Annotated in this window: 13 protein-coding genes; 3 read left to right on the top strand and 10 right to left on the bottom strand. The window is 64.7% G+C overall.

Going from position 1 to position 12,121, the window contains the following annotated elements; all coding sequences use genetic code 11:
• Positions 1–30: 30 nt before the first annotated feature.
• From I3J27_RS37760 to I3J27_RS37715, 10 genes are all read right to left on the bottom strand, one after another.
• On the bottom strand, positions 31–1,902 hold the full coding sequence (locus I3J27_RS37760; protein WP_270163876.1) for a bifunctional sugar phosphate isomerase/epimerase/4-hydroxyphenylpyruvate dioxygenase family protein: 1,872 nt from the start codon (positions 1,900–1,902) through the stop codon (positions 31–33).
• On the bottom strand, positions 1,899–2,957 hold the full coding sequence (locus I3J27_RS37755; protein WP_270163875.1) for a Gfo/Idh/MocA family protein: 1,059 nt from the start codon (positions 2,955–2,957) through the stop codon (positions 1,899–1,901). Before I3J27_RS37755 ends, I3J27_RS37760 begins: the two co-directional genes overlap by 4 nt.
• A complete protein-coding gene (locus I3J27_RS37750) occupies positions 2,954–3,691 on the bottom strand; it encodes an ABC transporter ATP-binding protein (protein WP_270163874.1) in 738 nt (245 codons plus the stop codon). The genes I3J27_RS37755 and I3J27_RS37750 overlap by 4 nt, the downstream gene beginning before the upstream one ends.
• 10 nt (positions 3,692–3,701) lie before the next feature.
• Entirely contained in the window at positions 3,702–4,445 is a 744-nt protein-coding gene (locus I3J27_RS37745) for an ABC transporter ATP-binding protein (RefSeq protein WP_270163873.1), read from the bottom strand.
• Positions 4,442–5,440: a branched-chain amino acid ABC transporter permease gene (locus tag I3J27_RS37740; RefSeq protein WP_270163872.1), complete on the bottom strand. Its 999-nt coding sequence runs from the start codon at positions 5,438–5,440 to the stop codon at positions 4,442–4,444. Before I3J27_RS37740 ends, I3J27_RS37745 begins: the two co-directional genes overlap by 4 nt.
• A complete protein-coding gene (locus tag I3J27_RS37735) occupies positions 5,437–6,312 on the bottom strand; it encodes a branched-chain amino acid ABC transporter permease (protein WP_270163871.1) in 876 nt (291 codons plus the stop codon). The genes I3J27_RS37740 and I3J27_RS37735 overlap by 4 nt, the downstream gene beginning before the upstream one ends.
• A gap of 223 nt (positions 6,313–6,535) precedes the next feature.
• Entirely contained in the window at positions 6,536–7,666 is a 1,131-nt protein-coding gene (locus I3J27_RS37730; protein ID WP_270163870.1) for an ABC transporter substrate-binding protein, read from the bottom strand.
• A gap of 57 nt (positions 7,667–7,723) precedes the next feature.
• A complete protein-coding gene (locus I3J27_RS37725) occupies positions 7,724–8,602 on the bottom strand; it encodes a shikimate dehydrogenase (protein WP_270163869.1) in 879 nt (292 codons plus the stop codon).
• Between the two features lie 144 nt (positions 8,603–8,746).
• Positions 8,747–9,685: a LysR family transcriptional regulator gene (locus tag I3J27_RS37720; protein ID WP_270163868.1), complete on the bottom strand. Its 939-nt coding sequence runs from the start codon at positions 9,683–9,685 to the stop codon at positions 8,747–8,749.
• A gap of 309 nt (positions 9,686–9,994) precedes the next feature.
• The gene (locus tag I3J27_RS37715) at positions 9,995–10,171 is read right to left on the bottom strand and encodes a hypothetical protein (protein ID WP_270163867.1); all 177 of its coding nucleotides are present in this window, start codon (positions 10,169–10,171) and stop codon (positions 9,995–9,997) included.
• Positions 10,172–10,337: 166 nt separating this feature from the next.
• Between I3J27_RS37715 and I3J27_RS37710 the strand changes: the two genes are divergently transcribed.
• From I3J27_RS37710 to I3J27_RS37700, 3 genes are all read left to right on the top strand, one after another.
• A complete protein-coding gene (locus I3J27_RS37710; protein ID WP_270163866.1) occupies positions 10,338–11,075 on the top strand; it encodes a helix-turn-helix transcriptional regulator in 738 nt (245 codons plus the stop codon).
• A gap of 88 nt (positions 11,076–11,163) precedes the next feature.
• On the top strand, positions 11,164–11,820 hold the full coding sequence (locus I3J27_RS37705; RefSeq protein WP_270163865.1) for an acyl-homoserine-lactone synthase: 657 nt from the start codon (positions 11,164–11,166) through the stop codon (positions 11,818–11,820).
• A gap of 1 nt (position 11,821) precedes the next feature.
• Positions 11,822–12,040, top strand: a complete 219-nt coding sequence (locus tag I3J27_RS37700; protein ID WP_270163864.1) for a hypothetical protein — start codon at positions 11,822–11,824, stop codon at positions 12,038–12,040.
• The last annotated feature ends 81 nt before the right edge of the window (positions 12,041–12,121 follow it).

The following is a 12,121-nucleotide window of genomic DNA, read 5'->3' as shown; positions in this document are numbered from 1 at the left end:
CTCCCCGCTTGCGGGGAGAGGCGAAGACAGTCACACCCGCGGCATGCTCGCGGGCCGTACCTCGCGCGATTGCGCGGCGAGGCGGATCCCGGCATTGGCCGCGCCAAAGCCCTGATAGCTCCTGCGCTCGACGATCTCGAAGAAGAAGCGCTCGTCGAAGATGTGGGTGTAGACCTGGAAGAACTCGCCATCGCCCTCGCGGTCGTAGAGGATGTGATTGGCGCGCAGCTGCGCCATCAATTCGGGGGCGAGATCGTATTTGGCTTCGATATCGTCGTAGTAATTGTCAGGGATATCCAAAAAGTCCGCGCCCCGCGCGCGCATCTCCGCGACCGTCGCAAAAATGTCCCGGCAGGAGAACGCGACGTGCTGCACGCCCGACCCGAAGAACTCCGAGATGAAGCGCGACGGCAGCGTGCGGTTGGCGGAGGAGCCGTTGAGCACGAAGCGCAGGCTCTGGTCGGCGTTGATGATGGCCTGGCTCTGCACGAGGCCCCTGGGATCGGCGATCTCCATCTGCGGCAGGCGCTTGAGGTCGAGGATGCCGGTGTAGAACAAGAGCCAGGACAGCATCTCGTCATAGGGCATCGACTGCGCGATGTGATCGACGGCGAGCAGCGCGTCCTTGTCTGCATTGCTCGCAACAGGCTCGAAATCCGTGTCCCAGTTCTTGCCGGCCTGATCGAGGAAATACAGCAGACTGCCGCCGACGCCGTGGATCGCGGGGATCTCCAGCTCGCCCGGCCCGACCGGCTGGTAGAAGGTGCGCGTCTTCAACGCCTCGGCGCGTTGCATGGCAAGGCCGGCATTGTCGACGTCGAGCGCGATGGCGCAGACGCCGGGGCCATGGGTGACGTAGTGCGAATGGGCAAAGCCGTCGGTTTCGCAATTGATGACCAGCTCGACCTTGCCCTGCGACCAGCGCTCCACCGCCTTGCTGCGATGCTTGCCGCTCCTGCGGAAGCCGAGCTGCGCGAACAGGTGGGCGAGGTCGCCCGCCTTGGTCTCGTTGACCGCAAACTCGATGAATCCGGTGCCACGGCTTTTGGCTTTCGGCGCCAGCGGCTCGCCGGAAAACTTCGGCCAATCCGGCGCGAGCTGGTCTTCCAAGAGGATCAGCGAGCGCAGGCCATCGATCGCGGTCTGCGTGGCCGAGCCGGCGCGGAACTGGTCGTTGAAGATTTCGAGCGACAGCGGTCCGGCATAGCCGGTGGCCGCGATCGCCGCCATGAATTCGCCGACCGGCAGATCGCCCTGGCCGGGGAAGGAGCGGAAGTGGCGGCTCCACGAGAGGATGTCGAGCTCGAGCTTGGGTGCATCCGCAAGCTGCACCAGGAAGATCTTGTCGCCGGGAATCGAGGCCATCGCGCGAACCGGAAAGCCGGGCGCCAGCGCATGAAAGCTGTCGAGGATGACGCCGATCGCGGGATGATCGGCGCGGCGCACGATCTCCCAGGCATCGCGGTAGTCGTTGACGTGGCGTCCCCAGGCCAGCGCCTCGTAGCCGACGCGCAAGTTACGTTTGGCGGCTCGCTCGCCCAGTTCGCGAAAATCATCCGCGGCGCGGTCGATGCCGCCGAGCGAGGCGGGCGAGACGTTGGAGCAGATCAGCAAGAGATCGGTGCCGAGCTCCTGCATCAGATCGAACTTGCGCTCGGCGCGGGCGAAATTGCGCGCACGCTGCGGCTCCGGCATGCCCTCGAAATCGCGGAACGGCTGGAATGCGCAGATTGCGAGATTGAGGTCCTTGCACAGGTGCGCCACTTCGCGCGGGCTGGCGCCGAACGACAGCAGATCGTTCTCGAAGATCTCAACCGAGTCGAAGCCGGCTGACGCGATGGCGCGGAGCTTTTCGTCGAGGGCGCCGGAAAGGGAGACCGTTGCGATCGAGCGCTTGTTCATGCTGCCTGCTCCATGATCTGCCCCGGCGATATCTTTTGTCCTGTCCGCGCGGCCTCGCCGACGGCCTCGACCACGGCGAGCGTTCCCATCGCATCTTCAACCGATATCAACGGCCGCTCGCGGCCCGCGATCACGGCAAGGAAGTGCCGGAGCTGCTCGACCAGCGGATCGTATCCTGCGACTGCGACGGGGTTGCGCGCCAGCGGCGCATGCCAGCCGGGATTTTGCGAATAGGACCACAGCTCCATGGTCGGGACCGAGAGCGAGCCGTTGGTTCCGGCGAAGACGTAACAGGGCTGATCCTGCTGCGGGTAGACCGCGTTCTCGCCCGCGGTCAGCTCCCAGCTCCACGGCGCTGGCGTTGCATCGGAGACCGTCACCGTTCCCAGTACGCCGTTGGCGAAGCGCAACAGCAGTGCGGCGGTGTCCTCGACCGCGAAGCCGCGCACCTTGTTCGACGTCAGCGCCTGCACCTCGACGATCTCGCCGCAGATGAAGCGGAGATTGTCGATGTCGTGCATGAGATTGATCAGCAGCGGCCCGCCGCCTGGCTCGCGCCGCCAGGCAACATCGAAATAATCGTCGGGCTTCTTCAGCAGCCAGAGCCCGACCACCGCCGTGAGCTGGCCGAGTTTGCCACTCGCCACCGTCTCGCGCGCCGACTTGATGACGGGATTGTGCCGGCGGTGGTGGCCGACCAGCATCGGCACGCCGGTGCGCTTCACTGCGGCGCAGAGGCGTTGCGCAGCGGCAACCGTTTCGGTCACGGGCTTCTCGATCAGCGCGGGCACGCCGGCCTCGGCGCAGTCGAGCGCCATCGGCAGATGCAGCGTGTTGGGCGAGGCGATGACGAGGCCGTCGGGCTTCTGCTGTTCCAGAAGCGTGCGATGGTCCGCGTAGTAGGGCACGGCATGCGCCTGCGCATAGTCCTGCGCGGCGGGCGAGGGGTCGGCGATGCCGGCCAGCACGCAATCCCCGGAGGACTCGATCAATTCGATGTGGCGGCGGCCGATCAGGCCGGCGCCGGCAACGCCGATGCGCATTGGCGCGCTCATGCCGCACTCTCCTCCATGGCGCCGCCGAGGAAGAGCTGCCCGATCCGCGGATCGTTCAGGATTTGCTTCGCACCGTCGACCATGCGGGTCTGGCCGAGCTCGAGCACGATGCCGATGTCGGAAATCTCCAGCGCCGAGCGCGCGTTCTGCTCGATCATCAGGATGGTGACGCCGCGGTCGCGCAGGCTCTTGAGGATGTCGAAGGTCTGCTGCACCATCATCGGCGACAGGCCGATCGAGGGCTCGTCGATCAGCACGAGCTTTGGCTCGAGCAGCAGCGAACGGGCGATCTCGAGCTGCTTCTGCTCGCCGCCCGAAAGCGTCGAAGCCTGCTGCGTCGACTTCCGCCGCAGCGCCGGGAACAGGTCGAGCGCGGCCTCGATCCGCTTGGGCAGGTCGATGCCCTTGTCCGCGGAAACGCCGCCGAGTTCGATATTGTGACGCACCGACAGTTCGGGAAAGATGTTGCGGCCCTGCGGGACGTAGCAGATGCCGGCATTGAGCAGTGCGCGCTGGCTCAAATTGGTGACATCGCGACCCGCAAAGCTGATCTTGCCCTCGCGCAGCTTGAGCAAGCCGAAGATCGCCTTGAACACGGTGGACTTGCCGGCACCGTTCGGGCCGATGATGGTCGTGATCGTGGCCTGCGGCACGGCGAAGGTCGTGCCGTTCAGGATCGTCATCTTGCCGTAGCCGCCGACGAGATTGTGAACCGAGAGGATCGGGTCGCTCATGGTCGCCTCCTCAATGCCCCAGATAGGCTTCGATCACGGCGGGGTCTTTCCGGACCTCGTCCGGTCGCCCCATCGCCAGCACCTTGCCTTCCGCCATCACCATCACGCGCGAGCACAGCGACATCACGAATTCCATGTTGTGCTCGATCACGACGAAGGTCGCGTTCTTCTCGCGGTTGATCGCGACCAGACGGTCCTTCAGGTCCGCCAGCATCGACGGGTTGACGCCGCCGGCGGGCTCGTCGAGCAGCACCAGGCGCGGGCCGCCCATGAAGGCCATGGCGGCGTCGAGCAGCTTCTGCTGCCCGTAGGAGAGACCGCCGGCTGGTTCTGCCGCGAGATGGTCGAGCTTGAAGAAGCCGATCATCTGGTTGGCGGCCTCCGTCAGCCCGGCGTCGGAGCGGCCGACCAGGCGCGAAGCCATGTTGCCCTGGTGCTCCTGTCCCGCGAGGATCAGGTTTTCGCGCACCGAGAGCTTCGGAAACACCTGTAGAAGCTGGAAGGTACGGCTGACGCCGAGCTTGTTGAGCTCAGCGGGCCGCAGGCCGGTGACGACCTTGCCGTCGAGCTTGACCTCGCCGTCTGACGGCGTGAGCTGGCCGAGGATGCAGTTGAACAAAGTCGACTTGCCGCAACCGTTCGGGCCGATCAGGCCGAGGATCTCACCCTCGCGGACGTCGAACGAGACCCCGTCGACCGCGCTGATGCCGCCAAAGTTCTTCTTGATGTCGGTGACTTCGAGAACCGCACTCATTGCGCCGTCTCCAGCCGGGACTTCGCGACGGCGCGCAGGGCGGAAGCCGCCTTGGTGCGGCGCTCGGCGAGATAGCGGTCGAGGATTCCCAGAATGCCGGTCGGCGACCAGATCAGCAGCCCCATCACCGCGACCGCGTAGATCATCAGGTAATAGCCTTCGGTGAAGCGCAGCCATTCCGGCAGCAGCACCGCGATCATCGCCCCCAGGAAGGGGCCGAAATAGAAGCCGGCGCCGCCGACGATCACCATCATCAGGAGGTCGAGCGAGAGCGACAGGTTGAACGGCACGGGATCGATATATTGCGTCAGCGGTGCATAGAGCGCGCCGGCGACGCCGCCGAGCGCCGAGCCGATCGCAAACGCCATCAGCGTGTAGCGGCGGGTGTCGACGCCGAGCGATTGCGCGCGTAGCGGATTTTCGCGCAGCGCCATGAAGGCGCGGCCCCAGGGCGAGCGGATCAGCCACCATACCGCCAGCGACACGATCGCGAGCGAGCCGAGGCAGACATAGTAGAACGGCAGCGGCTTGTTGGTGGCGATCCCGAAAAAGTGCGGACGCGGAATGTTGGAGATGCCGTAGATGCCGCCGGTGAGCCAACTTTCGTTGCGGAATACGAGGAACGCGAGGGTCGAGAAAGCCAGCGTGACGAAGGCGAGATAATGGTGCTGCACGCGCAGCGCGGGATAGCCGAGCACCCAGCCCACCGCGAAGCTCAACATGATGGCGACGACGATCGCCGCCGGCAGCGGCCAGCCATGGGTCGTCATGATCGCGGCCGCATAGGCGCCGATACCGACGAAGGCGCCCTGTGCCAGCGACACCTGCCCGGCATAGCCGAGTGTGAGGTTCAGCCCCATCGCGGCGATGCTCATCACCGCCCACTGGCTCAGGATGAACAGGCCGTAGCGGTTGAAGTTCATGGGAACGATGATCAGGCCGGCGATGACGGCGAGGCCGAGCGCGATCTTCAACGGTTTGGCGAAGCCGCTCATACGGTGCGCTCCTCGGCGCGGCCCATTAATCCTTGCGGCCGGAACAGGATGACGGCGATCAGGAAGATCATCGGCACGGCGGCGCGGTACTGCGTCGAGACATAGGCCGCCGCGAGGTTGTCGAGCACGCCGATCAGGAGGCCGCCCGCGATCGCGCCGCGCACCTGGTTGAAGCCGCCGACGATCGCGGCGATGAAGGCCGCCTGGCCCAGCACCTCGCCGGAGGAGAATTTTGCGAGATAGATCGGCGTGATCAGCAGCGAGGCCAGCGCGACCAGGAAGGCGTTGATCAGGAAGGTCAGCAGGATCATCCGCTCGACCGGCACGCCGATGATGCGCGCCACCGTCGGATTCTGCGCCGCCGCCTGCATCTGGTGGCCCAGCGAGGTGCGGTTCAGCAGCGCGGTCAGGCCGAACACGGCAACAATGGCGACGACGAGAACGCCGATGCTCTGCAGCGACACGGCGTGGCCGAGGATGGAGATGTCGCCGGTCGGCACGATCGACGGGAACGGCGAGGCCTCGGCACTGAAGAACTGCTTGACGGATTCCTTGATGCCGATCGCGAGCGCCATGGTGGCGATGGCCAGCGGCAGCACGCCGTGGCGCATCATCGGATCGACCAGCAGCAGCTTGAAGGCGAGGCCGAGCAGGATCATCGAGAGCAGGATGCCGAGGATGATCGCGAGCCAGAACGGCGCGCCGGCATGCATCGCCGCCAGCATCAGGAATGCCGGCAGCATCACGAACTCGCCTTGCGCGAAATTGATGGTCTGCGAGGTCTGCCACAGCAGCGTGAAGCCGACCGCAACCAGCGCATAGATCGCGCCGGTGGCCAGTCCCGCGACCAGAAGATCGAACAGATTGGACATTTTCCCCTCTTTCGGTCCCTCTCCCCCGCCTGCGGCAAGCAACCGCACTGGCGACAGCATCCTCGTGACACATCCTTCGAGACGCCCGCCTTTGGCGGGCCCTCAGGATGAGGGCGGAGTGCGCGGCTGCAGGACCATGCGCTCCGCAGCGAGTTCAGCCTCATCCTGAGGAGACCGCTGGAAGCGGTCGTCTCGAAGGACGAGGCGCTTGCTCCGCTCTATCTCACTTCACCTTCGGCAGCACCTGCTTCACGACCTGCTTGCCTTCGACCACCTCGACCAGGAAGCTCTGGCGGTCGATGTCGCCGGTGTCGCTGAAGGTAACATCCATCAAGATGCCCGGCTCGTCCGCGGCCTTGATGGTGAGGCCATGCAGCGTGTCGGCGAATTTCTTCGCGTCGACCTTGCCCATCTTCTCTGTGGTGGCCTTCACCATGTAGACGGCGAGATAGCCCTTCAGGCCGTTATGATCGGGCACGTAATTGTACTTCTTCGAAAACTTCTCGCGGAACGCCTTGATCAGGTCGACCGGCGCGTCCGTGGTGAGGCCGACATGGCCGCGCGCGCCGTTGGCGGCATCGCCGGCGAGCTCGATCACCTTCTGGCCGATCAGCGTGGTCTCGCCCATCAATGGGGCGGTGACGCCCTGGCGCTTCAGCTCCTTGAGGATGCGCGCGCTCTCTTCCTCGTTGAGATAGACGAACACGGCATCGGGATTGGCGGCCTTGATCTTGCCGACGTCGGCGGCGAAATCGGCCTGTCCCGCTTCGGTCGAGAGGTCGGCGACGACCTTGGAGCCGAGCCGGTCGAGTTCCTTGACGACGACGTCGCGGCCGCCGCGGCCGAAATCGTTGTTGACCCAGACCACCGCGACCGTCTTCGCCTTCATCTCGTCGTGGATGTACTTTGCCACTTTCGGCATCGAGGATTGCTGGCCGAACGAAGTGCGGAACAAGAACTTGTTGCCGGCCTGAGTCAGCTCGGCGGCTTCGCCGCCCATGATCTGCGCGATGCCGGCCTCCGCCGCGAGCGGCGCCGTCACTTTCACCGAACCGGAATAGCCGGGCCCGAGCAGCACATAGGGCTCGGCGTCGAGTGCCTTCTGCACCTGGGCACGGGCAACGCCGGGGTTGGACTGCGAGTCGGCGTGGGTGACCTCGAGCTTGCGGCCGAGCACGCCGCCCTTGGCATTGATCTCCTCGATCGCGAGGTCGATGCCGTTCTTCCAGTTGGTGCCGACGGTGGCGCCGCCGCCCGACAGTTCGGCGACGTCGGCGAGCTTGATCGCCTGGGCGTGGACACTGGTTGCAGTCGCGAGGGCAAGCAGGGCGCCTGCCAGAATAGTCGATTTCATGGTCTCTCCTCCCGTTTTCGTTGATGTTGTCCGCGGCCTTGTATCCGGCCGCTTCAGTTACGCTGCGTGATAGGTCGAACTTCGTGCCGCCATCACCTCGTCGAAAGCCTCTCCCATGACCTCGGTCGATGGGGCAAGGCCCGTGAACAGCTCGAAGGCATCGGCGGCCTGATAGATCGCAAGCTCGCGCCCGGTCATGATCCGCGCGCCCTTGGCTTTGGCCGCCGCCAGCAGCGGCGTGATCAGGGGCGAATACACGGCGTCGGCGACCCACAGGTTTTCGCGCAGCAGCGAGGGTGCGACCGGGGTGTCACGGTTCGGCAGCATGCCGACCGGCGTGCCATTGATGAGGCCCGTTGCGCCGTCGAGCGCATCCTCGACGCTTCGCGCCACCCTCGCGCCGCCTTGCTTCGCCAGCAGCGAAGCGAGCGTTTCGGCGCGCGCCGGCTCGCTGTCGAAAATGCGGATGTCGGCCACGTCCAGGCTCGCCAGCGCAAATGCGATGGCCTTGCCGACGCCGCCGGAGCCGATCACGGCGATTGCGTTGCCGGACGGTGCCAGCAGCGGCGCTACCGCGCGGGCAAAGCCGGTCGTGTCGGTGTTGTGGCCGGTCAGGCGGCCATCCCTGACGACGACGGTGTTGACCGCGCCCATCGCGGCGGCGGCCGGCGCCAGCGCGTCGAGCAGCGGCACCACCGCTTCCTTGTAGGGGTAAGTCACGTTGACGCCGGCAAAGCCGAGCCGCCGCACGCCCTCGAGCATCATGCGGAGCCCGGCCGCATCGGCGCCGGCGACCTCGATGAGCTGGTAATGGCCGCGCAGGCCGAGCGCCTCGGCGGCGCGCTCGTGCATGGCGGGGGACGCGGAATGCGCGATCGGCGCGCCGATCAGGCCGGTGAGAAGCTTCTTGCTGGCGGCGTATCCGCGCTTGGACATGGTTGGCTATCGTCTCGTTGGGAGCGTTCGGTCCCGGCCATTAGCGGAGAAATCCGCGCAATTCCAAGAGGGTTTCCAGGAGGGACGATAGCCTTTCCCCCGCCTAACACAATTACCCATTTATCCGGCAAACCTAACATAATGTTATTTCTTTCGCCCGCGCGCCGGGGCGGCCTTGCCGTTGCCGCGGGACGGCTCGACCGCGCGCATCTCGGCGCGGAGGGACTCGATGAAATACTCGACATGCAGCGACAGCGGCGCGCCGCGCTTGACCGCGATGTAGGTGTCGAACCGCGTCGGCTCGGCGATCTTCAACAGCTCGATGCCGGGATAGCCGCCATGGGCCACCGTGAACTGGTCGATGATGGCGATGCCGAGCCCCGCCTTCACCAGCGCGCAGACCGTGGTGCCGAAGCGCGCGCGGATGGTGATGTTGTAGTCGAGCCGGTTGCGCGCGAAGATCTCGGCCATGATCCGGCCGTAGGGATCGTTGGGGTCGATGCCGATCAGCGGGTAGCGGGTGATCTCGGCGGCGGAGACCTGCTTGCGGCCGGCAAGCTCGTGGCCGGGCGGCACGATGCAATAGAGCTCGCCCGAGGCGAGCGGCATGAAGTCGAGCCCAGAATGCTCGAGCCGGTAGCTCATGGCCACGCACTCGCCGCGGCCGAGCAGGAGATAGTCGATCGCTTCCTCGAGCTTGAGGATGTTGATGTCGATGCCGAGGTCGGGATAGCGGCGGCGGACGCGCTCGATCGCGCGCGGCACCATCACCTGCGAGATGCTCGGCACCGAGCCGATGCGCAGCTCCGACAAGCCGCCGCGGCCGATCTTGGAGATGAGTTCGGAGAGATCGTCGACCTTCTTGTAGACGCCGTTGATCTGCTCGAAGATGTTCTCGGCTTCCGGCGTCGGGAAGTAGCGCCCGTTCTGGCGCTGGAAGAAACGAATGCCGAGCGAGCGCTCGGTGTATTTGACGAGGCGGCTGATCCCCGGCGCCGAGACGTTGAGCAGCTTCGCCGCACCGCCAATGGTGCCCGTCACCATCACGGCACGGATCACTTCAACCTGGCGCAGCGTCATCATGCTCTTGGCATCCGAATCTTTGGCATCCGAAAGAGGATCGTGGCGGCGCCGCCTTCCCTCTCCCCTTGCGGGAGAGGGTGGCTCGCCGCGTAGCGGCGAGACGGGTGAGGGGTTCTCTCCGCGAGTGATCCTGCCGCAGTGAGTGCGCGGAGAGAACCCCTCATCCGGCGCTTCGCGCCACCTTCTCCCACAAGGGGAGAAGGAAAGGCAACTTCGCTATCAGAGTGTTTCGACTAAAATCGGCGCATTCGAATGGACGGGCGGCGTCGCGCGATCTTGCATCGGCGTCGTTTGCTGCAACCGCGTTGACTAGCTCGCCGGGCCCTCGGGTAAAACGCTGTCGGTCAGCTCCGCGCGCTCGCTTTGCAACACCTCGCGCGCGAACTCGATGATCTTCTGCTTGTTTGCCGTTTCGCGGACGGCGAAAAACACGCGGTTCAATTCCAGGCCGAGCACGCTGTTGAGGGCAATGTCCTCGTCTTCCATCGTGGTTTTCCCGCTTCGGACGCCTCAGGTGTATCTTGACGTCAATTCTGCCACAAGTAGTTTAAATCTTCGAAGCAGATGAGCACCGGGAAACTACGGCCGCAGTGAATTGAGGCAGTCCCCAAAGACGTGCTATAGGGAAGGGCAAGGGTCAGGAAACGCACCGATGTCCGCCGTAGATGCCGTAGATTATGGCCGCGAGGCGCTCGACTTCATCGAAGGGTTGGGAGCCTATACCAAGGTTCCGGACGCCATGGACGCGCTTGCAACCGCGTTCGGCCGGTACGGTTTTGAACACATCATCGTCACGGGCTTGCCGAATCCCGATCAGCGCTTTTCCCAGATGGTGCTGGCCAAGAAGTGGCCGGCGGAGTGGTTCAGCCTCTACACCCAGAAGAGCTACGACCGTGTCGATCCCGTGATCCGCAAATGCCGGCAGACGGTGAACCCTTTCGAGTGGTCCGAGGCGCCGTATGATCCGGAGTTGGAGCCGGGCGCGGTGGAGGTGATGCGGCGCGCTGCCGATTTCCGCATGTCGCGCGGCTTCGTCGTGCCGATCCATGGCTTGACCGGCTACGAGGCCGGCGTCTCCCTCGGTGGCGTTCATCTCGATCTCAATGCGCGCAGCAAGCCGGCGTTGCACCTGATCGGGATGTACGGCTTCGATCACATTCGCCGCCTGCTGGAGCCGACGCAACATCCATCGATGCGCCTTACCCCGCGCGAGCGCGAGGTGCTCGCCTGGGCCTCGCAGGGGAAGTCGGCCTGGGAAATCGGCGAGATCCTGCATATTACGCAGCGCACAGCCGAAGAACATCTTGCAACTGCCGCGCGCAAGCTCGGTGCCGTCAACCGGACGCATGCGGTCGCGATCGCGATCCGCCACAGAATCATCACTCCCTGAAATCCGCGCCTACTGGGAAATTTCCCAATAGTCGGTCTGGCCGTTTTCCGTGAGGATTCCCCCATTATTGCGAACAATGGGGGAATAAATGATTCATGTGATTTCTGCCGTCAACCGGCACCTTTACGAAGACGTTCTTGAGCAACATTTCAGGGTGCGCCACGAGATTTTCGTCGAGGAGCGGAAATGGGAGGCGCTGCGCAAGCCCGACGGCCGCGAGATCGACACCTACGATAATGAGGACGCGATCTACCTGCTGGCTCTCGAAAACCGCCGGGTGCTCGGCGGCTCCCGGCTATATCCGACCACCAAGCCGACGATGATGAGCGAGGTCTTCCCGCATCTCGCCGCGGTGCGCGGTTGCCCCTCGGACCCGCTGGTCTGGGAGTGGTCGCGCTTCTTCGTTTCGCGCGAGCGGCGCGACGGCGCGTTCAATCTGCAACTGATGGCAGCGGCGCAGGAGTTCTGTCTCGATCAGGGCATCGAGCGTCTCTGTCTGGTCATGGAAACCTGGTGGTTGCCGCGCTTCCACGACATCGGCTTCGTCGTGACCCCGCTGGGATTGCCGGCATTGATCGAGAATTCGTGGACCATGGCGGCGTCCATCGAGGTTCGCCAGGAATCGCTCGATGTCGTGCGTGACCGCATCGGGATGACGAACGTCGTCCAGCAGGACGGTCCGCGGATCGACTGCGTCGCCCGTGCCAACCTCTGCGGCCTCGCCGCACAACGAAAGAGCGCCTGAGATGTCGAACATGATGCGGGACAGCCAGATCATGGCGCAGACCAGGGACGAGAATCTCGGCTACATGTCCGACATGGCGCTCGAGCTGGCGCAGATGGCGGAAGACACCGGATTGGCGACGCTCGCCTATCTGTTCCGGATGGCGGCGCTCGAAGCCTCGACGGCCAACAGCGTGCTTGCCGAGGCGGACGATCTTCCCCGGCAGATGACGTCGCACTAGACGCATCCGTCTTCATTCCGTCGATGTTGGCGCCCTCTCCCGGCTTGCCGGGGGAGGGCGATCGTTTGGGTGCGGCAGGTT

The sequence above is a fragment of the Bradyrhizobium xenonodulans genome (genome assembly GCF_027594865.1).
GTDB classification, from domain to species: domain Bacteria; phylum Pseudomonadota; class Alphaproteobacteria; order Rhizobiales; family Xanthobacteraceae; genus Bradyrhizobium; species Bradyrhizobium xenonodulans.
Note: the sequence above shows the minus strand (reverse complement) of the source record. Positions and strands in the feature narration are given on the sequence as shown.